Source organism: Petralouisia muris, from assembly GCF_004793545.1.
Classification (GTDB): Bacteria; Bacillota; Clostridia; order Lachnospirales; family Lachnospiraceae; genus Petralouisia; species Petralouisia muris.
The window spans coordinates 1-23,282 of record NZ_SRYA01000011.1; the positions used below are offsets into that span (position 1 = coordinate 1).

At 44.8% G+C, this 23,282-nt stretch carries 24 protein-coding genes and 1 pseudogene; 4 read left to right on the forward strand and 21 right to left on the reverse strand.

The window, feature by feature from the left end; translation table 11 throughout:
* Positions 1 to 467 (forward strand): annotated as a pseudogene (locus E5329_RS29655) (transposase); the annotation flags it as partial.
* Positions 468 to 718: 251 nt separating this feature from the next.
* Positions 719 to 1,282 (forward strand): HD domain-containing protein, encoded by a 564-nt coding sequence (locus tag E5329_RS06830; RefSeq protein WP_135988825.1) that lies wholly within the window; start codon positions 719 to 721, stop codon positions 1,280 to 1,282.
* Between the two features lie 494 nt (positions 1,283 to 1,776).
* Here E5329_RS06830 and E5329_RS06835 read toward each other — a convergent pair whose 3' ends face one another.
* The 9 genes from E5329_RS06835 to E5329_RS06875 form a co-directional block, all read right to left on the reverse strand.
* Complete coding sequence (locus E5329_RS06835; protein WP_135988919.1) at positions 1,777 to 2,751, reverse strand: RluA family pseudouridine synthase; 975 nt, start codon at positions 2,749 to 2,751, stop codon at positions 1,777 to 1,779.
* Positions 2,752 to 2,800: 49 nt separating this feature from the next.
* Positions 2,801 to 3,079 carry a DUF4160 domain-containing protein gene (locus tag E5329_RS06840; RefSeq protein WP_135988826.1) on the reverse strand — a complete coding sequence of 93 codons (279 nt, stop codon included), beginning with the start codon at positions 3,077 to 3,079 and terminating at the stop codon, positions 2,801 to 2,803.
* Entirely contained in the window at positions 3,063 to 3,392 is a 330-nt protein-coding gene (locus E5329_RS06845) for a hypothetical protein (protein ID WP_275443089.1), read from the reverse strand. The genes E5329_RS06840 and E5329_RS06845 overlap by 17 nt, the downstream gene beginning before the upstream one ends.
* Entirely contained in the window at positions 3,389 to 5,287 is a 1,899-nt protein-coding gene (locus E5329_RS06850; protein ID WP_135988827.1) for a YgiQ family radical SAM protein, read from the reverse strand. Before E5329_RS06850 ends, E5329_RS06845 begins: the two co-directional genes overlap by 4 nt.
* Positions 5,288 to 5,365: 78 nt before the next feature.
* Entirely contained in the window at positions 5,366 to 6,019 is a 654-nt protein-coding gene (locus tag E5329_RS06855; RefSeq protein WP_135988828.1) for an HAD family hydrolase, read from the reverse strand.
* Positions 5,988 to 6,755, reverse strand: a complete 768-nt coding sequence (locus tag E5329_RS06860; protein WP_135988829.1) for a hypothetical protein — start codon at positions 6,753 to 6,755, stop codon at positions 5,988 to 5,990. Before E5329_RS06860 ends, E5329_RS06855 begins: the two co-directional genes overlap by 32 nt.
* A 35-nt stretch (positions 6,756 to 6,790) precedes the next feature.
* Positions 6,791 to 7,510, reverse strand: coding sequence for a pseudouridine synthase (locus tag E5329_RS06865; protein ID WP_135988830.1), 720 nt, complete (start codon positions 7,508 to 7,510; stop codon positions 6,791 to 6,793).
* The gene (locus E5329_RS06870) at positions 7,491 to 8,462 is read right to left on the reverse strand and encodes a M23 family metallopeptidase (protein ID WP_135988831.1); all 972 of its coding nucleotides are present in this window, start codon (positions 8,460 to 8,462) and stop codon (positions 7,491 to 7,493) included. Before E5329_RS06870 ends, E5329_RS06865 begins: the two co-directional genes overlap by 20 nt.
* A gap of 119 nt (positions 8,463 to 8,581) precedes the next feature.
* Positions 8,582 to 10,030, reverse strand: coding sequence for an aminoacyl-histidine dipeptidase (locus E5329_RS06875; RefSeq protein ID WP_135988921.1), 1,449 nt, complete (start codon positions 10,028 to 10,030; stop codon positions 8,582 to 8,584).
* Positions 10,031 to 10,143: 113 nt separating this feature from the next.
* On the opposite strand from E5329_RS06875, the gene E5329_RS06880 reads away from it, so the two are divergent.
* On the forward strand, positions 10,144 to 11,076 hold the full coding sequence (locus tag E5329_RS06880; RefSeq protein WP_135988832.1) for a hypothetical protein: 933 nt from the start codon (positions 10,144 to 10,146) through the stop codon (positions 11,074 to 11,076).
* 39 nt (positions 11,077 to 11,115) lie between these two features.
* On the opposite strand, the gene E5329_RS06885 is transcribed toward E5329_RS06880, so the two are convergent.
* From E5329_RS06885 to rlmH, 11 genes are all read right to left on the reverse strand, one after another.
* Positions 11,116 to 11,727: an ATPase gene (locus E5329_RS06885; protein ID WP_135988833.1), complete on the reverse strand. Its 612-nt coding sequence runs from the start codon at positions 11,725 to 11,727 to the stop codon at positions 11,116 to 11,118.
* A 20-nt stretch (positions 11,728 to 11,747) separates the two neighbouring features.
* The gene (gene coaD, locus E5329_RS06890) at positions 11,748 to 12,224 is read right to left on the reverse strand and encodes a pantetheine-phosphate adenylyltransferase (protein ID WP_135988834.1); all 477 of its coding nucleotides are present in this window, start codon (positions 12,222 to 12,224) and stop codon (positions 11,748 to 11,750) included.
* On the reverse strand, positions 12,221 to 12,793 hold the full coding sequence (gene rsmD / locus E5329_RS06895) for a 16S rRNA (guanine(966)-N(2))-methyltransferase RsmD (protein ID WP_135988835.1): 573 nt from the start codon (positions 12,791 to 12,793) through the stop codon (positions 12,221 to 12,223). Before rsmD ends, coaD begins: the two co-directional genes overlap by 4 nt.
* A 66-nt stretch (positions 12,794 to 12,859) precedes the next feature.
* Positions 12,860 to 14,107: a competence/damage-inducible protein A gene (locus E5329_RS06900; RefSeq protein ID WP_135988836.1), complete on the reverse strand. Its 1,248-nt coding sequence runs from the start codon at positions 14,105 to 14,107 to the stop codon at positions 12,860 to 12,862.
* 33 nt (positions 14,108 to 14,140) lie between these two features.
* The gene (gene pgsA / locus E5329_RS06905) at positions 14,141 to 14,683 is read right to left on the reverse strand and encodes a CDP-diacylglycerol--glycerol-3-phosphate 3-phosphatidyltransferase (protein WP_135988837.1); all 543 of its coding nucleotides are present in this window, start codon (positions 14,681 to 14,683) and stop codon (positions 14,141 to 14,143) included.
* Positions 14,680 to 16,005, reverse strand: coding sequence for a 30S ribosomal protein S12 methylthiotransferase RimO (gene rimO / locus E5329_RS06910; protein ID WP_135988838.1), 1,326 nt, complete (start codon positions 16,003 to 16,005; stop codon positions 14,680 to 14,682). The genes pgsA and rimO overlap by 4 nt, the downstream gene beginning before the upstream one ends.
* A gap of 267 nt (positions 16,006 to 16,272) precedes the next feature.
* Positions 16,273 to 16,545 (reverse strand): DNA-directed RNA polymerase subunit omega, encoded by a 273-nt coding sequence (gene rpoZ / locus E5329_RS06915; RefSeq protein WP_135988922.1) that lies wholly within the window; start codon positions 16,543 to 16,545, stop codon positions 16,273 to 16,275.
* An 8-nt stretch (positions 16,546 to 16,553) separates the two neighbouring features.
* Entirely contained in the window at positions 16,554 to 17,192 is a 639-nt protein-coding gene (gene gmk, locus E5329_RS06920; protein WP_135988839.1) for a guanylate kinase, read from the reverse strand.
* Between the two features lie 11 nt (positions 17,193 to 17,203).
* Positions 17,204 to 18,082, reverse strand: a complete 879-nt coding sequence (locus tag E5329_RS06925; RefSeq protein WP_135988840.1) for a YicC/YloC family endoribonuclease — start codon at positions 18,080 to 18,082, stop codon at positions 17,204 to 17,206.
* Positions 18,083 to 18,163: 81 nt separating this feature from the next.
* The gene (gene carB / locus E5329_RS06930; RefSeq protein WP_135988841.1) at positions 18,164 to 21,379 is read right to left on the reverse strand and encodes a carbamoyl-phosphate synthase large subunit; all 3,216 of its coding nucleotides are present in this window, start codon (positions 21,377 to 21,379) and stop codon (positions 18,164 to 18,166) included.
* 165 nt (positions 21,380 to 21,544) lie between these two features.
* A complete protein-coding gene (rlmH, locus tag E5329_RS06935) occupies positions 21,545 to 22,024 on the reverse strand; it encodes a 23S rRNA (pseudouridine(1915)-N(3))-methyltransferase RlmH (protein ID WP_135988842.1) in 480 nt (159 codons plus the stop codon).
* A gap of 100 nt (positions 22,025 to 22,124) precedes the next feature.
* On the opposite strand from rlmH, the gene E5329_RS06940 reads away from it, so the two are divergent.
* Positions 22,125 to 22,697 carry a xanthine phosphoribosyltransferase gene (locus E5329_RS06940; RefSeq protein WP_135988843.1) on the forward strand — a complete coding sequence of 191 codons (573 nt, stop codon included), beginning with the start codon at positions 22,125 to 22,127 and terminating at the stop codon, positions 22,695 to 22,697.
* Positions 22,698 to 22,898: 201 nt separating this feature from the next.
* On the opposite strand, the gene E5329_RS06945 is transcribed toward E5329_RS06940, so the two are convergent.
* Positions 22,899 to 23,231, reverse strand: coding sequence for an SCP2 sterol-binding domain-containing protein (locus E5329_RS06945; protein WP_135988923.1), 333 nt, complete (start codon positions 23,229 to 23,231; stop codon positions 22,899 to 22,901).
* Positions 23,232 to 23,282 lie beyond the last annotated feature (51 nt).

Consider the following 23,282-nt stretch of genomic DNA (forward strand, 5'->3'; position numbering starts at 1 on the left):
TGACAGATATTGATTATAACGGACATAAGGTAAACCTGGCAGAATATGGGGAAAGCAGGGAGAAGATCTGCAAAAAAGGCAAGAAAAAGCGAAAAGAAGAAACAATCCGGAAAGAATTCTGGTTTCTCACGGATCTGCCGGTCACCAGAAAAAATGTGTCAGGACTGGTGGAACGCGGGAGGATGCGTTGGAAAATAGAGAATGAGGGATTTAACGCACAGAAAAGACAGGGATACAATCTGGAGCACCAGTACAGCAGGAATTATCAGGCAATGAAAAACCATTATTATCTGATTCAGATTGGGCACATGATAAGCCAGTTTATGGAGGCCTGGGAAAAGATATGGAAGAGGGTAAAGCAGAGCAGGGAGCAAAAGCACAAGAGGATACTGGAATCCATGAAGGAGACACCGTTAAAAGAACACAAGGAAGAGATAGGTAAAAAGATACAAATACGGTTTATATAAAGAATAATGGAGAAAGGTGGTGGTGAAGAGGCAGATGAAAACAGAAAGACACAAAAGCAGAGTGCAGGGATTTTATGGCTTAAATAAGGTTGTGCTGATAAAGCAATACGGGAAAATAGAATCCAATGTACTCTGAGAGTATAAGTATAAATTTAAGCGTCAGAGCTGTTTGCTTTTGGGGTTAGGTTGCGGACATAGTCTGCCGTATGGTATAATCAAAACTAAAAGTTAATAGTTACAGGGGTAAAAATATGCGAAATGATATTTTAAGCAATTTACAGAAAGAAATATATGATAGGTGTCAAAGAGAAACAAATAAATTTGGGATGGGATGTTACTATCATATTGTTGCAGTGGTAAAAAATGCAGAAATTTTGGCAGATAAATATGGAGCAGATAAAGAAGTTGTTTTGATTGCGGCTTGGTTACACGACATTGCTTCCATTACAGATTATAGTTTATATGATTTACATCATATACATGGGGCAGAAATGGCACATAGCATTTTAAAAGAATATAGTTACGATAGCATAAAAATTCGTATGGTACAAGAATGCATTAAAAAACATAGGGGTAGTGTAAATTTAGAGAAAAATAGTCTTGAAGAATTGTGTGTGGCTGATGCTGATGCAATTTCGCATTTTGATAGTGTTCCCAGTTTGTTGTATCTAGCTTATGTTCAAAAAGGAATGGGGATTGAAGATGGTAAGGAGTTTGTAAAGAATAAATTAGCGAGAAGCTTTCAGAAATTATCTACAAAAAGCAAACAGCACTATCAGAATAAGTACGAAAAAGTAATGGAAATCTTAAATTGACAATTTTTGGTTTCCTGCTTAGAAAAGGACATTCTATGGGAATTATTATATGTGGTTTAAATGGAACTAGTTTTCATCAATATATCTCGTTGCATACCTCTAATCCCCTCAATGTTTTTTGAAGAATCAAGGGGCTGGTTTAATAAAAACTTGTTATTGGATCAAAGAACCATTTTATCGCAATGGAAAAATCATCTGTTATCTCATCTATCACATCAATTACCAGTTCCCTGTATTTCCGATCCAATCCGCAAACTCCAGAGACAGCAGCTCCTCATCCATTCCGCAGGCAATCCGGGAGCAGCAAAAAGTCGAGGGTAAGATGCTACTCTGTATAGCAGCTTTTACCCTCGATAAAACCTATGCTCTGCCACTTATTTATTTTTCTTCGTGAAACAACCCTATTTGGCGGCCCCCTCAGCTTTTACGAGTTCTCATAATTGTGGTTAACGATTCACACCATCTCACTTCTCTATCTCTTCTGGCAAAATTTTTTATATCCGATGAAACTTAGCCTCCAGATACCCCACCGCTTTCTGAAAATCTCCATGCAAAGGCGCCGTCAACTCTGTGCCGTCTGTAAACTTTATCCTGGAAGCATGAAGCAGCTGGAAATGGATCTTCAATTTCCTTGCAAACCATATATTCACCTGCTTCTCTCCATACTTTCCGTCCCCCACAACAGGATGCCCCAGAGAAGCCAGATGTGCCCGTATTTGATGGGAACGCCCGGTAATCAGCTTTACCTCCAATAGCGTATAAGATTGGCGCTCTAAGGTAAATACTGCTTTTGGAGTATATTCCGTCTTAATATATTTTGCATCAGGCAGTTTCTGTTTGGAAATGATTACCTGATTTTTCTCCTGATCTTTTAACAGCCATCCTTCTGCCAGACTGTGCTCTGCAATCCGCCCTTTTACCAGGCATAAATAATACTTTTCCACCGAACGGTCATTTAGCTGTTCTGCCATATTCTGCAGACCTTTCAGACTCTTTCCGGCAATCAGAAGACCTGATGTGTTCCGATCCAGCCGGTTGCAGACAGAAGGACGGAAGGTCCGCAGATCGGATTCTGTGATTTTCTGCTGCCTTAATAAATAACCTATGATATATTCATTAGCGGAAAAATCTCCTGCTGCTGCTTTCTGCGAAAGCATTCCCATAGGTTTGTTGATTACCAGTATATCCTCATCTTCATAAATAATGTCCAAAGGGACATATGGATACTGACTGATAACATCTGCTGTCTTACCTGAGAATTTCTGAAAAGTCTCATCGGACAGGAATAATTTCACTTCATCACCCAACTTAAGCTTCTCAGAGCCGTCTGCTTTGTTTCCATTTAATGTTATATTTTTCTTTCGAAGCATTTTATAGATGAAACTGTTCGGCGCCTCTGACAACAGTTTCTTCAAATATTTATCAAAACGCTGGTCTTTTTCATTTTTCCCAATCTTGAACTCCTGCATCATTCCTCCCTTTTTCCAAAACAAACAACCCACTGTGCCACACTAAAGCTCAGCAATAATAATCTACTTTCCCAAATGTACGATACCACTTTTGAATTATTTCACCACTTCTTGCCTCAACAATACCTTGAATGTATTTTAATTTCCTGTCTGGAATTTTGGAATTATTGTTACATAGCAAACTTTTACCCGTTTTGGTAATCCAGATTTTAGTTGCATTTGAAGAAGGAATCCCTTCTGATACATGTACATAAACTGGCTCCAATGGATCATTTTCATTCATCCAAAAATACACAACATACGAACCAATTTTAAAAATTTGAGGCACTATCAAATCCTCCTTCTCGCGCAAGCTCAATAATAATGTGCGCCGCCGATTCTAAAAACTCCTGAAATTTTTCAAGATCATTTTTGGTAAATCCTTCATTATTTTTCCACTCATATTCAGGCAAATAACATTCTACAGATTGAAAACCTCCGAAAACCGGTCTTTCAATACATACTTTTACATGCTCTTTCCCATTCATATTTAATATTTCAGAATGCACAATTTCCGTATTATCATTTAAAGTCATAAACGGATATAACATAAATCTTAATCCTCCTCCCTCTTCGTCTGCAAAGCCCCTTTTCATCATCATCTGCTATTCTTTCCCTTATGGACATTTCGAATCGTCTTACGCTTTCTGGAAGCTTCTGAAGGTTTCCGCCTTTCTTTATCTGGCTTATATTCTTCTCCCTTCCTGGGCCGGATCAGGCATTTTTTGTCAAATCCTATCAAATCCTGCCTTCCGGTCTTCACCAGGGCTTCTTTCACCAGAGAATAATTCTTCGGATCCCGATACTGGATCAAGGCCCGCTGCATGGCCTTTTCGTGAGGATTATGAGCCACATACACCGGCTGCATGGTGCGCGGGTCCAATCCTGTATAGTACATACAAGTGGAAATCGTAGAAGGCGTTGGATAAAAATCCTGCACCTGCTGGGGCATATATCCCAGCTCCCGCAGAAATTCCGCCAGTTCCACTGCCTCCTGCAGGGTGGAACCAGGATGTGAGGACATCAGATAAGGCACCAAATACTGCTTTTTTCCAAGCTTCTGATTCATCGCCTGATATTCCCGGGCAAATTGATGATACACGGACGCTTTCGGCTTTCCCATGCACTGCAATACTTTATCGGAAATATGCTCCGGCGCCACCTTCAGCTGTCCGCTGACGTGATGCTGGCACAACTCCTTTAAAAATGTCCGGTCTGAATCCGCCAGCAAATAGTCAAAGCGGATGCCGGAACGGATAAATACCTTCTTTATCCCCGGCAGGCTGCGCAGCTTCCGAAGCAGAGACAAATAATCCCTGTGATCGGCTTTTAAATTTTTACAGGGGTTTGGAAACAGGCATTGTTTCCCTGGACAGATGCCCTTTTTAAGCTGTTTTTCACAGGCCGGAAACCGGAAATTAGCAGTTGGGCCACCCACATCATGAATATATCCTTTAAAATCCTTATCCTTGATCAGTATTTCCGCTTCTTTTATCATGGATTCATGGCTTCTGGACTGAATAATCCGTCCTTGATGAAAAGTCAAGGCACAAAAACTGCAGCCGCCGAAGCATCCCCGGTTGCTGGTTAGGCTGAATTTCACTTCAGAAATGGCTTCCACGCCACCTAGCGCCTTGTAAGAGGGATGATACGTGCGCTGATAGGGCAGATGGTAGATATCATCCAATTCCTGCCGGGTCAGCGGTTTTGACGGCGGATTCTGCACCACATAAATCTGATTGGGATATTCTTCTGCCAGGCGTTTTCCTGAAAAGGGATCGGTATTGCAGTATTGGGCGTAAAAGCTTCTGGCATAGCTTTCCTTATCCTGCCTTATTGTTTCAAACTCCGGAAGAAATACAGCATCATATATATCCTCTTTTTTTCGGGTCTTATAGACTGTCCCATCTACAAAAGTAATGTCTTCCACTGCAATTTTGCTGTCCAGCGCTTCCGCCAGCGCAAGGATGCTGCGCTCTCCCATTCCGTACATCAAGAGGTCTGCGCCGCTGTCCAGCAGAATGGAACGCTTCACTTTATTGCTCCAGTAATCATAATGTCCCAGCCTTCTCAGGCTGGCTTCCACTCCGCCCAGAAGCACAGGTGTTTTCTTATAGGACTGCCGAATCAGATTCCCATATACTACAGAAGCGTAATCCGGCCGTTTTCCCATCACCCCTCCAGGGGTAAAGGCGTCTTTTTCCCTGGGACGTTTCGAAACACTGTAATGATTCACCATGGAATCCATATTTCCGCCGGTTACCAGAAACGCCAGACGGGGTTCTCCATACAGCTCTATGCTTTTTTTATCCTTCCAGTCCGGTTGGGAAATAATTCCCACGGTATAGCCGTGGGCTTCCAGCAAACGGCTGATGATGGCATGGCCAAAAGAGGGATGATCCACATAGGCGTCCCCAATCACATAGACAAAATCAAATTGTGCAATTCCCCGCTCCTGCATATCTTTCCTGCAGACAGGCAGAAAATTTCCATCCATAGTTACTCCTTATCCTTTCCGCCAATTGACAACAGAGCCTTTTTCATTTTTACGAAAAACTGCTGTTTCTATTTTCGCTTATCTGTCAGCAAGCACCTGACGGTAGTCTGTAATATAATAATCTGCCAATTCCCGCTTTTCTTCCCGCTGCGCCGCTGAAAACTTATCCTCCACAGCGCAGACTTTCATTCCTGCATGTTTTCCAGCCAGGATTCCCATAGGAACGTCCTCAAACACCAGACAGCGCCCCGGCTGCACCCCAAGGCGGCTGGCCGCTTCCAGATAGACGTCCGGCGCAGGTTTCCCCTGCTTTACTTCACATGCTGTCACGATTTCCTGAATATAGTCGTCAAAATGAAGGGACAGAGCCACAGCTTCCACCAGCTCTCTGGAATTGCTGGTGGCAATGCCCACGGAAATCTTATGTTCCTTACAATACTTTAAAAATTCTTCTGCGCCAGGCTTAAAGGGCACTTCGTATGTATATTTTTCAATTGCCATTCTGTTCCATATTTCCTTCAGCTCTTCCACGCTTTCCGAAAGATGAAATAATTCTTTGGTATATACTGCCGTTTCTGTAAAACTCATACCCTCAATGTCCCTCTGGTAAGTTTCTGGCAAGGTCAGCCCCCGCTTCTCCAGAAATTCCACGTCAATGTCATGCCACAGCCACATAGAATCCACCAGCGTTCCATCTAAATCAAAAATCACCGATTGTATCTTTTCCAGCATCTTTTCTGCTCCCTGTATCTGTATCAAAATATTCCAGGCCGTATCCTCTTGGTCTGTCTGTAGTAAGAAAGTCCTTAATTTCATCTTCCACATCCTCAAAATCAGCAGCTTTTGCAGGATCGGCTGATGCTCTTATTTCCTCAGTTTTCTTGTTGCCAGAAGATTTGGCTTTTTCTTTTACTTTTTCCGTTGCTTCCTCCTCATCCGGAAGATTCTGATACTGGGCTGTTTTCGTAAAAGCAATATGCTCTTCCTGCAGACCCATGGTCTTTTTCAGCAGCTTTTCCATCAGCGCTTTCTTCTTATCCTTGGGTATCACCGAATTATTTGCAGTCTTTTTTGCCTCCGCCATAAAATTTCCCATTTTATTCAATTTCAGCTTTTCTACATCTTCCTTCGTTTTACAGGATTTTAACTGCCGCCTGTAAGCTTCCCGCTCCTGTTTGATCTCCTGATATTCCCGGTAAGCGTCCGGTTTGTTCTGTTTTAAGTATTCCTGCTCCTCTGGCGTCAGCTGGCCGCCGGACTTTAACTTTGTGTCAATGGACGCCATTTGATTGCTCTTTCGCATCTGCTCTGCATCCTCCCGGTACTGCTTGAGCTGGCGCACCAGCGGATCCATATCTGCCAGACGTTTTTGCTGTGCCTGTTCCTCCCGTTCTTCTTTCTTAAGATCCTGCCTGTTCCTGCCGGATACCTGGAGTTCTTTTTGAACTTTTCCAAAAATTGTCAGCATACCTTCATCCCCTTTCTCTTTTGCTGAAATGACAGTTATGCGGCGCCTTTTCTGAGCTTCTCCAGCTCTTCTTCGGTTAATTTCCTGTATTCTCCAGGCTGCAGGGTTTCATCCAGCTTCAGCTCTCCCATGGCAATCCGCTTTAAATACAATACCTTCTTCTCCACCGCCTCAAACATCCGTTTCACCTGGTGAAATTTTCCTTCTGTAATTGTCAGTTCCACCAGGGAAGCCTCTCCTTCCCACTCCAAAATCTTAAGCCTTGCCGGACGGGTGGGATTCTTTTCTCCAATCTCCATGCCCTGGGCAAATTTCTGTACGTCCTCTTCCGTCACCCTGCCGAGAACTCTGGCAACATACGTTTTCGGCACATGCTTTTTCGGCGCCAGCAAATTGTGGGACAAGGCTCCGTCATTGGTAATCAGAAGAAGGCCCTCTGTGTCAATGTCCAGCCTTCCCACCGGAAATAAGTCCTTTCTCCGGTTTTCCGGAAAATAATCCAGAACTGTTTTATGGCAGTTATCCCTTACTGCGCTGATGCAGCCTGCAGGCTTGTAAAACAGGAAATATTCATGCTTTTGCCAGGAAATCTCCTGTCCCTGAAAGGATACCCTATCGGTAAGCTCCACCTTCTGATTTGGCCCTTCGGGAAGGCTGCCGTTTACCAGAACCTGTTTTTTCCGTATATACTGTTTTACCTGGCTTCTGGTGCCCACTCCCATATCTGCAAGGTATTTATCCAATCTGATCTGCATTCTCTGCTTCCTCCCGTGAAAACTGATAGCTCAGCCGCTTCTCTTCCTGTGAAAACTGATCATTCAGCCGCTTCTCTTCCTGTGAAAACTGATCGTTCAGCCGCTTCTCTTCCTGTGAAAACTGATAATTCAGTCTCTTCTCTTCCAGCCATTTCAGCACCCAGTAAGGATTCACGCTTACTTCTGAGCCATTCTTATCGTTCACATAAATTCCAAGATGAAGATGGACTGCGAATTTCCCCACCGTGCCTTCTTCCTCCCCGTAACCGCTGTCTCCCATAAATCCAAGAAGCTCCCCTGCTTTTATTTCTTCTCCCTCCTGAAACTCCCTGGCATAATCATAAAGATGGGCATAATAAAAATACCCGCCGTTTGGCGCACGTATGCCAATCCGATAGCCTCCCAGCTTCAGCCATCCCACTTTTTCCACGGTTCCGTCTGTCATGCTGATCACGGGATAATGCCCCCGCTCATTGAAAGAAGCCATGATATCTGTTCCCTCATGTCCCCGGTTTCCGCCGTAATTTCGGTCAAACATCCAGGAATTCTCAAAAGAGGTAACCAGTGAACTGTCTTTTGGGGACAAAGGAACCGGAAAATACTCCAAATCTTTCCAGACCGCCTGCTCCATCTCTGACAATTCCTGGATTTTTGACTTCTGATACTGATACAGCAATTCCAGATACTCTTCCAGTTCCCGCTGCCCCTCTTGTTCTGTAAAAAGATAGCCCAACATGTAATCATATCTGGAATATTCGGAATCTTTCTCATAACCGCAAAAAGTCTCAAACAATTCTGTGGGGATTTTTTGCTGACGCAGGAGTTCTCTGATATCTTCCTCCGCCAAAAGGCTGCTAAGCTTCGCAAACTGCTGTATCTGACCGGTAAGGCTGATAAGAAAGCAGACCATTGCAGTAAGAATCAGCAACCATATCCATACCTGCTTTTTCATAGTATCCTTTTAAACTTTTCATTACTCCAAGTATATTATGCGAAGCGTTTTAATAATTCCGAATTTACTTCCAGTTTCTATTATTTGATGCGTTTTCTATTATTTAGCGCGTTTTTTTATTATTTGGCGCGTTTTAAAAACTCCAGAATCAGCTTCCAGACTTTTTCAGTGGAAGAAATACTTAAACGTTCCTCTGGCGTATGGATGTCAAAGTTATTGGGCCCAAAGGAGATAGCGTCCAAATCTTCAATTTTACCAGACAGGATTCCGCACTCCAATCCTGCATGGATGGCCTTAAGCTGCGGTTCCTCCTGAAACAGTTCTCTGTAGACCTCTGCCATCAGCTCCCGCACCGAAGAATCCGGCTTATATTCCCAGGCAGGATAATCGCCGTGCATTTCAAGCTCTCCGCCCAGAAATTCTGTAAGAAAGGCCAAACGCTCCGTTAATTCATATTTTCTGCTGGTAACGCTGCTTCTCACCGAAAAGCACAGACAGAATTCTTCTTCTGTAAGTTCCATAATTCCCGGATTTAAAGAAGTCTCCACCAGTCCCTCTATTTCCATGCTCATATTCTGTACGCCCCAGGGCATGCTACGGAGCATAAACAGAATCCTTATGAGGGAAGCATCTGTCAATATCCCTGTTTTCTTTGGCCCAAGCTCTCTGAAGCAGATTTCAACCCCGGCGTCTGAGCTGCGATATTCCTGTTTCAGCGTTTTATTTAACCTGTCAATCTGAGCCGCCAACTCCCCGCAGTCCTTCTCTGATATAAGAATACATGCAGCTGCTTCTCTGGGAATGGCATTATCCTTGCATCCGCCGGACAGAGTTTCCAGAGAAACAGAACATGACTGCCGAAGCTCATACAGCGCTCTGCCCAGAATCACCACGGCATTTCCCCGTTCTTTGTGAATCTCACTGCCGGAATGTCCTCCCTTAAGCCCTGTCACCTGAATCTCATATCCCATGCCTTCTGCCTCTGTGCGGGAAACAGGCATACGGCAGTCTGCCCGAAGCCCTCCGGCACAGCTTGTAAGGAAGATTCCTTCTTCATCCGAATCAATATTCAGAAGCTTTTTGCCCTTAAGCATGGAAAGATCAATGGCCTCCGCTCCCAACAGGCCGATTTCTTCATCCACCGTCAGCACAACCTCCAGAGGGGGATGAGACAGAGCGTCATCTTCTAAAATTGCCAGCGCATAGGCAACTGCAATTCCGTCATCTCCGCCTAACGTGGTTCCCTCTGCTTTCAGGAAATCACCGTCTACATAAAGCTTCAGCCCGTCTTTTTCAAAATCAATCTCTACATGGTTTTCTTTTTCACAGACCATATCCATATGGCCCTGGATAATTACCGGATCTGATGTTTCATAACCCCTGGAACCATCTTTAAAAATAATTACATTGCTGCTTTCATCCTGAATCCATTTCAGATTATGTTCCTTTGCAAAGGATACGCAATAGTCGCTGATTGCCTTCGTAGTTCCGGAACCATGGGGAATTTTGCAGATTTCCTCAAAATATGCAAACACTCTCTTCGGCTCCAAATTTTCACAAACACCCATTCTCATCACCTGTTCCTTTCGTTTGTTCAGATACAACAAGCAGCAGTGAAACTTATTTTCACGCTGCAAACCTTTAGCAAGCATATTTCTTTTCCTGATTCATAAAATAAACTATGAAAAAAATCATATACCCTGTTATTTTAATTGTATTTCTGCTTTACATTTTAATATTTCCGGAAGAAGCGGTAAGCGCAGCGACCCTGGGCCTGAATCTGTGGTATGAAAAAATGCTGCCCACACTGCTGCCCTTTTCCATCCTCTCTTACATATTAATTCATTCCGGCGTTCTGGACGGGTTTGCCAAGGCAGTTCACCGTCTGCTGAAACATATTTTTCCCGTCAGCAGCGCCGGAATATACCCGTTGACCGCCGGACTTTTGTTTGGCTTTCCCATGGGCAGCAAAATTACTGCCGATCTGGTAACAACCGGTAAAATGACCCGTGAAGAAGGACAGCGGCTTTTTTGTGTCTGCAATAATATCAGCCCGGTGTTCATTGGAAGCTTTATTCTGAATGACTCCCTGAACCGGCCGGATTTGCGGATTTCAAGCTACCTGATTCTGTATACGCCGCCGCTGGTTCTCTATATGCTGCAAAACAGTCGCCGAAGTTTCACAGTGCCTGAGGAAAGCCTTCCTTCTTCAGGGAAACCTCTAAAAAAAACGACATCCATGAGCTTTCAAATCATAGATGCCGGTATTATGAATGGACTTGAAACATTGGCTAAACTTGGCGGTTACATTATCATCTTTGCTATTCTGGCTCAGATGACAATGCTGCTTCCTTTGTCCCATCCAATTCTGAAATGTCTTCTGATTGGATTTACAGAAATCACCAACGGAATTTCCTATACAGCAGGGCAGAACATGGATCTTAGCATCACGTATCCGCTGATGATGGCATATACTGCCTTCGGCGGAATCTCCGGATTCGCTCAGACGGCTTCCATGGTAAAAGAGTGCCGGTTTTCCATGGTTCCTTATCTTCTGACAAAGCTATTCCAGACCATCTCTGCCTACCTTCTTGCCCTCCTGCTTATCCACTGACAATCCCCGGCAGCTGCGCTGCAGAGTTCCTGACGGCAATTATATCTCTGTCACCTGAAGCTCCTGAGGTTTCCCGGCGCTGCCCTCTCCTGAGGATGCATCCGGCTCCTGGCCTTCTGGAAACAGCTCTACACGATTGGCGTTTACTACATCATAGCAGCCCTGCAGGGAGCTCAGAAGATTCTCTGTCCTGGCCTTGGTAGTCTCCATGGCATTCCCAATAATATCCTCTAAAGTCTTCAGTACGCCGTCTGTATACTGAATCGCTCCCATGCGGATATTATTTGCATCATTGGTGGCGTTATCCAGAATTTCCTGGGCCTGGTTGGTGGCAATAACCACTACTTCATTGGCCTGAGCATAGGCCTGCTGCATAATCTGATGCTCACTGACTAATTCGGTAGTCTGCACCTCTGCCTGGGCAATAATGGCGTCTGCCTTGGCCTGGGCGTCTGCCAGAATTGCCTCCTTATTGCTAATGATCTTCTGATAACGCTTAATTTCATCCGGTGTTTTTCTCCGGAGCTCTGACAACAAATCCTCCAGCTCATCTTTATTCACTACAATTTTTGTATTAGAAAGGGGCTGATATTTACAGCTTTCAATATAGTCCTCGATCTCATCAATAATCTGCTCGATTCTGCTACTCATATATGTAACGCTCCTTATATTCAGCTATATTTTGCATAAATTCTTTCTATGAGCTGCTCCGGTACAAAATGGGAAATATCTCCTCCATAAGAAGCAACTTCTTTCACAATCGTAGAACTTAAATATGCATATTCCAGACTGGTGGTTAAAAATAACGTGTCTATCTCTGAATTCACAATCCGGTTTGTCTGGGCAATCTGAAGCTCATATTCAAAATCCGTCACCGCCCGAAGTCCTCGAATAATAATGGAAGCATTCACTTCCCTGGCATAATCAATCAAAAGTCCGTGAAAGGATGTAATTCTGATATTCGGAATATGGCCTGCGATCTCTTCTAACATACTAACACGTTCTTTTATAGAAAACAATGGCTTTTTTGCATTATTAATCAAAACTGCCACCACCAGTTCGTCCACAATCTTTGCCGAACGCTCTATCATGTCAACATGTCCAAAAGTCACCGGATCAAAACTGCCCGGATAAATTGCTCTTCTCATCTGTTTCCCCCGTCACCTGTGCCAAACCGCAGAAATATATGTTTATTGGTTTTATAGGTTTTCTCTTTTGTAATCTGATATCCCAGCTCTTCTGCCTGGGCAAGATCGGTATCTAATGCTGTCTCCACCACAATCAGCGCCTCCTCTTCCAGCAAGGAGGACTCTGATAAGGCGCACAGAACCTCTGTTTCCAGCATCTTTCCATAAGGAGGATCCATAAACACCAGGTCAAACTTCTCTTTTTGATTCATCCAGCGAATTGCAGAAACCGCATCCTTAACAAGCAGTGTGCAGCGGTCTGTAAATTTTGTGAACTTTATATTCGCTTCAATGCAGGCCGCCGCTTTCCGGCTGTTTTCCACAAACACTGCCGCTTCGGCTCCTCTGCTGACTGCCTCTAACCCCATCTGTCCGCTCCCTGCAAACAAATCCAGAAATCTGCATCCGGGAAGCTCAGGATTTAACATATTAAAAAGTGTCTCCTTGATCCGGTCTGTGGTAGGTCTTACCTCCATTCCCGGTACAGTTTTCAACGGAAGGCTCCTGGCGCTTCCTGCTATAATTCTCATTCCTCTACCTCTTTTCAATCACTTTCTGAAAGAGCGTCAGTGCGTTTGCCGCAGAATACTTCGGTTTTATTCTTCCAGCTCCTTTAAAATGACCTTCCGAAGAAGCGTCAGTGCACTTGCCACAGAATATTCCCTGATTTTGCTGCGGCTTCCGCTGTAGAAATTCTTCTCAGTATAAACTTTTCCCCGCAGGCAGCATCCCATATACACCAGTCCCACCGGCTTCTCTTTGGTTCCGCCCTCCGGCCCTGCAATTCCAGTTACTGCAATGCAGACGTCCGCTCCGGCAGCTTTGGCTCCGCCTTCTGCCATTTCTGCAGCCGTCTGAGGACTGACTGCCCCATAGGTTTCCAGCGTTGCATGGGAAACCCCCAGCAGCTTTTCCTTGGCCTCATTGGAATAGGTAATGTACCCCTCCTGAAGCTGTTTTGAAATACCAGACACATTAATCAGCCTGCCTGCCAAAAGCCCTCCCGTACAGGATTCCGCTGTGGTTACCGTCAGGCGATGCTTCTTTAAAAGTTCTGCCACAGCCATTTCCAGCGTCACCTGGGGATCATCGGTAAAAACACAATCCCCAAACCGCTGCTTCAATATTTCTTCCACCGGCTCAATCATAGCAAATGCTTTTTTCTCATTCTCTGCTTTGGCTGTAATGCGCAGATGGACTTCTCCTGTTTTGGCATAGGGAGCCACCGTGGGATTCTTCTGCTCATTGATTAAATCCAGTATCTTCGTCTCCGCCGCACTCTCTCCGATTCCGCAAAGCTTCACCATCTTCGAGCAGATGATTTCCGGCTGCAGGCTGTGAAGATAGGGATATACCTGTTCCTCAAACATAGGAATCAGCTCATTGGGAGGCCCCGGCAGAAGGATCATACGGCTGTCCCCGTCCTCCATAATGATTCCCGGCGCAGTTCCGTTGGCATTATACAATACTTTGCAGCCCTCCGGCACCAATGCCTGTTTCCAGTTATTTTCTGTGATATCATGTCCTCTCTTCGACAAAAATTCCTGAATCTCATTCTTTGCCCTGGCGTCCTCCACCAGCGTTTTTCCCATTACTTCTGCGGCTGTCTCTTTCGTCAGATCATCCTGGGTAGGCCCAAGACCGCCGGACAAGATAATCACATCGGAACGTTCCTTTGCCATCCTGAGCAAATGCTCCAAACGTCCCGGATTATCCCCTACAACGCTCTGATAATACATGGAAAGCCCCAGCATCGCGCACTTTTCTGAGATAAAGGCTGCATTGGTATTCACAATATTTCCCAACAGCAGCTCCGTTCCCACACAAATCAATTCTACCGTCATCGCTCATCGTCCTTTTCTCTGATTTACAGAATATTATTTTTGCTCTTTCAATACATCTTTATTCTTGATAATATAGTCAACCAGGGACACAAGGGTCAGAATCAGTGCAACATAAGTAATAATCACTGCACAAATCTGGTATACCTCATGATCAAAATTCAAAATCAGCATCACAATCATAATCATCTGGAAGGTAGTCTTAAACTTACCCCAGTAGCTTGCTGCAATCACGATTCCGTTATCCGAAGCTACCAGGCGGAATCCGCTGATAATAAACTCCCTGCTGATAATAATAATGGAAATCCATGCTGCCAGCCTTCCCTGTGCCGTCAGACAGATTAAAGCAGACGCTACCAGAAGTTTATCAGCCAGAGGGTCCATAAATTTCCCGAAATTTGTCACCAAATCGTACTTTCTTGCAATTTTTCCGTCCAGAAGATCAGTTAGGCTTGCAATAATAAAAATAACCACGGATGCATACATCCCTGCATCTCCTAGCCCCGGCACCAGCATACACGCTACAAAAGGCACAATCAAAATCATTCTGAGTATCGTCAATTTATTTGGTAAATTCATACAATCACCTCTCCAATCAAATCATATTCATATGCTCTGGTTACTTTTACTTTTACGAAATCTCCGGTCATCAGCGTCTCCTTTGCATTCACAAAAATATACCCGTCAATGTCCGGTGCGTCCCGGCAGGTTCTGCCCACATAAGCCTGTTCCCCGTCGACTTTTCCCTCTATCATGACCCACAGGCAGCGGCCTTTCATTTCCTCGTTCTTATCGAAAATGATTTCCTGCTGCAGCTCCATGATTTCTTCCTGCCAGACTGATTTCTGGTATTCGTCTATCTGATCCGGAAATTCTGCCGCCGGCGTACCTTCTTCCGGAGAATAAGGAAAGGCGCCTAACCGGTCAAATTCCATCTCATTGAGAAAATACATCAATTCCTCATGCATTTCCTGAGTCTCTCCCGGAAATCCGCTGATCAATGTGGTTCGCAGCGTAATATCTTCGATCTCTTCCCGCAGATGGCGGATGCATTCTGTCAATTCCTCTTTGGTGGTGCGCCGTCCCATGCGCTTTAAAATATCATTATTGATATGCTGAATGGGCATATCCAGATAATGGCAGACCTTTTGATTCCTCTTGATGGATTGAATCAATTCTTCGTAAATTTCTTCCGGATAACAGTACATCAGGCGTATCCACTGGATTCCCGGAATCCGGTTGAGCTCATCCAACAGCTTATGCAGAGTTTTCTCCCCATACAAATCCACTCCATACCATGTGGTTTCCTGGGCCACCAGGATCAATTCTTTGACTCCCTGCTCTGCCAGCTCTTTTGCCTGCGCAAGAAGCTCTTCCATAGGCACGCTCCGGTATCTGCCCCGGATCTTAGGAATGATGCAGTAGGTGCAGTTCTTATTGCATCCTTCTGCAATTTTTAAATGGGCGTAATGGCCGCCTGTGGTTAACGAACGTCCTGCCGGCAAGTCCGGAAGTCCTTCTAAGGATTGAAACAGTTCATAATTCCTGCCCCGGCTCACTTCCTCCAAAGCCGCCCCAATCTCACCGTAGGAATTGGTTCCGATCACTGCATCCACCTGAGGAATCTCTTTCCTGATTTCCTCCCGGTAACGTTCTGCCAGACATCCGGTCACAATCAGCGCCCTGCAGGTCCCAGCGTCCTTGTATTCTGCCATCTCCAAAATTGTATTTATGCTTTCTTCCTTCGCATCATTGATAAAGCAGCAGCTATTGATAATAATAGCTTCTGCCTCTGTTTCCTCATTGGTAAAGGTATGCCCCTGTTTTTGCAAAGCTCCTATCATAAACTCCGTATCCACCAGGTTTTTATCGCATCCCAGTGAGACAAATAAAACTTTCATTCTCTCTCCATTCCAATCCAATTATCCCTGTGAGCCAAATGATTTGCCGGCAAGTTCCCATCATTTCAAAAAACAGCAATTCATTCGGCAAATAGTATGCTCTTGAGTATAACCAAAGATTACCACACCGTTTGCCATTCCGCAAACAATGTGGTAAATATTTATACCCGTAAGCCAAATGATTTGCCAACAGGTTCTCATTATTTCAAAAAACAGCAAAACGTTTGGCAAATAAGTATGCTCTTGAGTATACCTGAACATAGGTTTTTAGATTTCCATATCCTCTTCCAATTCTTCTTGAGGCGCTTCTTCTTCCCCGACGATTTTCACCTTGCTGTTGTATAGTTCTTCGACTGCAATGGAAAAAGGCTTCTTATTGGAAATATTGTCAATCAAAGGCTCTTCCCCTCCAATGATCTGTCTTGCCCTTTTTGCCGTTGCAAGAACAATGGAATAACGGCTGTTTACCACCGGTTCCTCTCCAATTTCAACATCACTGTTTACTACCTTCATTAAATCTGTGTAAGACGGATGAAGCATCATAAATATCATTCTCCTTTCGCAAAGTCTCTTAACTCTGCTCTTATTGTCTCAATCAGCAGGTAATTCTCCCTGACCCTGGCGTGCTGGCCCTGAATAATCCCATGCACTTCCTGCACGCATTCCTCCAGGCTGTCATTTACAACCAGATAGTCATATTCTTCCACTCCCTGAGCTTCCTGCCAGGCACGGCTCAGCCGTGAAGCAATGGCGGCCTCATCTTCTGTCCCCCGTCCGGTCAGGCGCTTTTTCAATTCTGCTGCATCCGGAGGCGTCACAAAAAGCAGCAGCGTATCTGGATACGCTTCCTTCACCTTCAGCGCTCCCTGGATCTCAATTTCCAGAATTACGTCCTTCCCCATCTCTAACTGCCGGAACACATAATCCCTGGGGGTTCCATAGTAATGATTCACATACTGTGCATATTCCAACAGTGCGTTGTTCCTAATCATTGCCTCAAATTCTTCCTGAGGCACAAAAAAATATTCTCTTCCGTGCACTTCTCCTGATCTGGGAGATCTGGTGGTGGCGGAAATACTAAGCGCGTACCTGTCCGGATACTGCTCTAAAAGCTGTTTCATAATGGTTCCTTTGCCGGAACCAGAGAATCCCGAAACCACGCTTAAGATACCTTTTCTGTTATTCATCTGCGTTTCCCCTATTCAATGTTCTGAATCTGCTCCCGCACCTTCTCAATGTCTGTTTTTAAATTAATGGCAATATCGGACACGGTAAGATCATTGGCTTTGGAAAGAATCGTATTGGCCTCCCGGTTCATCTCCTGCGCTAAAAAATCCAATTTCCTGCCTATGCTTCCGCCCTGAACCAAAGTGTCCCTTGTGTTGGCAATATGGCTTTTTAACCGTACTGTCTCTTCGTCTGTACAGATTCTGTCTGCAAACACAGCAACCTCCATCATAATTCTGTTCTCATCTGTCTGGGCGTCTGCTAACAGTTCATTTACCTTATCCGTCAGCTTCCGGCGGTACTCTTCCAGAATCTCAGGAGAACGCGCCTCGATCTGCTCCACGTATCCGGACATAACAGTAAGCTTGCTCAGCAAATCTTCCCTTAACTGTTCCCCCTCCTGCACACGGGCGTTGACAAATTTCTCTGCCGCTCCGGAAACTGCACGCTCCAGAATGTTCCAAAGCTCCTCCTCATCCACGGTTCTTGCTTCCAGCGTCAGAATCTCCGGGTACCTGGAAAGACTGACAGCATCCAACTCACAGGGCATGGAAAAAGCATCTGCCATCTGATGGATATATTTTACATATTCTGCTGCCAGGGCTTCGTTATATTTTAAATTGATCTGATTCTCCGTACAATCTTCAAAATTAATGTAAACATCTACTTTTCCGCGTTGGATGTAAGTTTTCAGGAGATTACGGACTGCATGTTCAAAAGAAATCAGTTTCCTGGGCAATTTCACTGCAATGTCCAGATACCGGTGATTTACTGATTTCATTTCCACGGTAACTCGGTACGCTCCGTCTGCAATCTCACAGCATCCAAATCCGGTCATACTTTTTATCATAAGAACCTCCTGGTTAACTGCATAGATGTTTACATTATAAATCAGTTGTCTGGATTAGTCAACTTGCTAATTTTCCAAATTTTAGATTTCTCCATGCAATTTCTGCAGGGACTGCACTTCGCTGCTGCCATGCTTTTTCAGGGAAAGGATACCGCTGACGGTAGCCTTTGCCGCGGCCATGGTTGTCATATAGGGCACTTTTTTCTTAATGGCTGCTTTCCTTAAGTAGCTGTCGTCTGCGTGGCGTTCCTGCCCCACCGGCGTATTGATAATCAAATCAATCTTACCATTGGTGATCAGATCCAGCATATTTGGCCTGCCTTCTTTCAGCTTATGCACCATTTCCGCCTCAATTCCGGCTTCCTGAATCAGCCTGCAGGTATTTTTGGAGGCAATAATCTGAAATCCTGCTTCGGCAAATTCTTTTGCCACTTCCACTACCTCCGGCTTGTCCCTGTCGCTGACAGAAATCAATACGGTTCCTTCTAAAGGCAGCTTCATCTGAGTTGCCTCCTGCGCCTTGTAAAACGCCTCTCCATAGGAACGGGAAAGTCCCAGCACCTCCCCGGTGGAGCGCATTTCCGGCCCTAATACCGGGTCTACCTCCTGGAACATGTTAAAGGGGAATACTGCCTCTTTCACTCCGTAATAGGGTATCTCTTTTTCCTGCAGCGCCGAAACCGGAGAAGGTCTCCCTGTCAGTTCTGCAGTTACAATATCAATGGCCAGAGGCACCATGCGGATGTTGCAGACCTTCGATACCAGAGGCACCGTACGGGATGCCCGGGGATTGGCTTCTAATACGAACACCTTGCCTTTCTCAATGGCATACTGCATGTTCATTAAGCCCTGTACATGCATTTCCTCTGCAATCTTTCTGGTATATTCCTTAATGGTTGCCACATTTTCTTGTGAAATATGCTTAGAAGGGATAATACATGCAGAATCTCCGGAATGAACTCCTGCAAGCTCAATATGCTCCATCACTGCCGGCACAAAAGCATGGGTTCCGTCACTGATGGCGTCCGCCTCGCATTCTGTGGCATGGCCCAAAAAGCGGTCAATCAAAATGGGCCGATCCGGCGTCACCCCGACCGCTGCATTCATATATCCTGTCATACTCTCTGCATCGTAGACCACTTCCATTCCTCTTCCGCCTAACACGTAAGAAGGACGCACCATCACCGGATAACCGATCTCTTCCGCAATTTTCAATGCTTCTTCTACATTCACTGCCATTCCGGATTCCGGCATGGGAATCTCTAACTTCTCCATCATGGCCCGGAACAGATCCCGATCCTCTGCCAAATCAATGACAGAAGGAGAGGTTCCCAGAATTTTTACCCCGTTTTTCTCCAAATCCGCCGCCAGATTCAAAGGAGTCTGTCCGCCAAACTGTGCAATCACGCCTACCGGCTTCTCCTTTTTATAGATGCTTAAAACATCTTCCAGGGTCAGAGGTTCAAAGTAAAGTTTATCAGAGGTATCATAATCGGTGGATACTGTTTCCGGATTACAGTTTACAATAATCGTCTCAAATCCCAGCTTTTTCAATGCAAGGGAAGCGTGGACGCAGCAGTAATCAAACTCAATTCCCTGTCCGATCCGGTTGGGGCCGCCGCCTAAAATCATAATTTTGGGCTTTCCTTCTGTCACCGGGTTCTTATCTTCGGCATTATAGGTGGAATAATAATAGGCGCTGTCTTTCGTTCCGCTGACATGTACGCCTTCCCAGGCTTCTTCCAGGCCAAGGGAAATCCGCTTCTTTCTTATTTCATCTTCTGTAATCTCCAGAATCTGGCTTAAATATTTATCTGAGAATCCATGTTTCTTGGCGGTAATCAATGCTTCGTCTGCCGGAAGCTTTCCCTTATCGGAAGCCAATTTTTCTTCTTCTTCCACCAATTCCTTCATCTGCTCCAGAAAGTAATGTTTTACTTTGGTAAGCTCATGAATTTCTTCCACAGAAGCTCCCTTTCTCAATGCTTCATAGATGACAAAATACCGTTCGCTGGAAGGAGTGATCAGCAATTTCAGCAAATCTTCTTTGGATTGTTTATCAAAATCTTTGGCATGTCCCAGTCCATACCTTCCTGTTTCCAGACTTCGGATTGCTTTCTGAAATGCTTCCTTAAAGGTCTTTCCAATACTCATAACCTCCCCTACGGCGCGCATCTGGGTTCCCAGCTTATCCTCCACCCCTTTGAATTTCTCAAAAGCCCAGCGGGCAAACTTAATCACCACATAATCTCCATCCGGCACATATTTATCCAAGGCGCCATATTTTCCGCAGGGAATATCCGCAAGGGTCAGCCCGGTTGCCAGCATTGCAGACACCAGTGCAATGGGGAATCCGGTTGCTTTAGACGCAAGCGCAGAGGAACGGGAAGTTCTTGGATTGATTTCAATTACAATATCCCGGTCCGTCTTGGGATCATGGGCCCACTGCACATTGGTGCCGCCGATCACCTGAATGGATTCTACAATTTTGTAAGACTTCTCCTGGAGCCGTTTCTGCACTTCTTCTGAAATAGTCAGCATCGGGGCAGAGCAGAAAGAATCTCCGGTATGCACTCCCAGAGGATCGATATTTTCAATAAAGCATACGGTAATCATGTTGTTGTCTGCATCCCGCACTACTTCCAGCTCTAATTCTTCCCAGCCTAAAATGGATTCTTCCACCAGCACCTGTCCCACCAGGCTGGCCTGAAGGCCTCTGGCACAGACTGTCTTCAGTTCTTCTACATTGTACACAAGTCCGCCTCCGGCGCCGCCCATGGTGTAAGCGGGACGGAGCACTACCGGATAGCCCAGCTTATCTGCAATTTCCATGGCTTCTTCCACAGAATAAGCCACCTCGCTCCTTGCCATCTCAATTCCCAGGCTGTCCATGGTTTTCTTAAATTCAATCCGGTCTTCTCCCCGTTCGATGGCGTCTACCTGCACGCCGATGACCTGTACTTTATATTTTTCCAGAACGCCCGTTTTAGCAAGTTCTGAGCATAAATTAAGACCCGACTGCCCGCCCAGATTCGGCAGCAATGCATCCGGTCTTTCTTTTGCAATAATTTGCTCCATTCGTTCTGCATTTAAAGGTTCAATATAAGTAACATCCGCTGTTTCCGGATCTGTCATAATGGTTGCAGGGTTGGAATTCACCAATACGATCTCGTAGCCAAGGCTTCTCAACGCCTTGCACGCCTGTGTACCGGAATAATCAAATTCACATGCCTGCCCAATCACAATGGGACCGGAACCGATAATCAGCACTTTATGGATATCTTTTCTTTGAGACATTCTTGCTCCTCCTGTCAATGAAACTATAACGCATTTGCTTTCTTCCTGGTAACCCATTATACAGGAAAATGATGCCGGTAGCAATGAAAATTTATCATCCAATGCAAAAAACTGTTACCGCTGCGCCCTTTAAGAGATCCATCACCTGTTTCTGCACTTTCGCCCTCACTTGTGATATGGCTGCTTCGAAAGAATCCGGTAACTCCGATAAATCTGCTCCAGCAGAATCACCCGCATCAGCTGGTGGGGAAAGGTCATCCGGGAAAAGCTTAACAAAAAATCCGCCCGCTTCAATACCTGCTTGGCCAATCCCAGGGAACCGCCGATCACAAAAATCATATGACTGGTTCCCGACACTCCAAGGTTTTCTATCTTTTCAGAAAGTTCCACCGAATCCAGCATCTTCCCTTCAATGGCCAGCGCGCAAATCCATGCATCATCACGAAAGTATTTCAACAGTCTCTGCCCTTCTTTTTCCTTGATCTGCAATTCTTCTGTCTCACTGGCATGATCCGGCGTTCTCTCATCCGCCACCTCAATAATTTCCAGTTTGCAGTAACGGCTGAGACGCTTTTCAAACTCCTCTACCGCCTGCCGATAAAATTTTTCCTTTATCTTCCCAACTGCTAATATGGTGATCTTCATAAATCTCCCTTCAATAGATATTGTAATGTGGTTCCATTTCATTTATAATAATAGCAGTGAGTCAAATTTTAGTCAAACCAATCTCAGAGGTGAATCATATATGAAATTATTAGAAGAAAAAATCAGACAGGACGGCAAGGCCGTAAATGAACATATTTTAAAAGTAGACAGCTTTATCAACCATCAAGTGGATCCTGCATTGATGCAGGATATGGGCAGAGAAATTGCCGATCATTTCCGCAGCAGAGGAATCACCAAAGTCGCCACTATTGAAAGCTCCGGCATCTCTCCGGCATTGATGACAGCCTTTGCCTTAGAGGTTCCAATGGTAATCTTAAAGAAACAGCCGTCCAAGATTTTAAATCAGGATTTGTACCAGACTGTCGTCACATCTTTTACGAAAGAAACAAATTATGAGCTGACCCTTTCAAAAAAATACATTACAGCAGAGGATCACGTTCTTCTGGTGGATGATTTTCTGGCAAACGGGGAGGCTGCCACAGCCGCAATCCGCCTGATACGCATGTCCCATGCCACCATTGCAGGACTTGGCGTCTTAATTGAGAAATCCTTCCAGCCAGGACGAGAAAAGCTGAAATCTCAGGGAATTGAAGTGTATGCCCTTGCACGTATTGGAAAAATGGCTGAAAATTATATTGAATTTATCGATTAAAGCAAAAGAATAAGCATTGCTCCGTCCGTATATGTTCTGTATTGGAACATATACGGACGGAGCAATAACGACAATGGGGCTGTGGGGAAATGACAAATTTTCCGCAATATATATTGTGATTCTTTCGATATCGCAACCATATCTTGTGTATCAATTTCATTTTCCGACAGCCCCAAAAAGTAAATGGATTGCTTGAACAGGTTATTTCTTCTTCCCGCCAATTAAGCTTTTCAGCTTCAAAGCTTTATCAATATCCCCTTCCACCTTCAGCTTCTTTAAGGTTACGGCAAGAATCGGATCCAGTTTTCCTTTGGCAATTTTCATCAGATTTTCTGCAGAACAGGTAAACAGAGCGTCTCTGTCATGGTAATCATAAGGCTCTACATACAATTCGCCTTCCTTTACCTCCACATAGAAAATACCCTCTGCTTCTCCGGTAATGTTAAACTGATAAGCAAGGTGCTCTGTAATTCCGCTGACATCTGCGTCTGCAAACGCTTCCTTTACCTTTTTAAAAAATTCTTCGTACGTCATAATTCCCATCCTCTCTTTTTCCAAAATATAGGGCTCTGTTATTAACATACC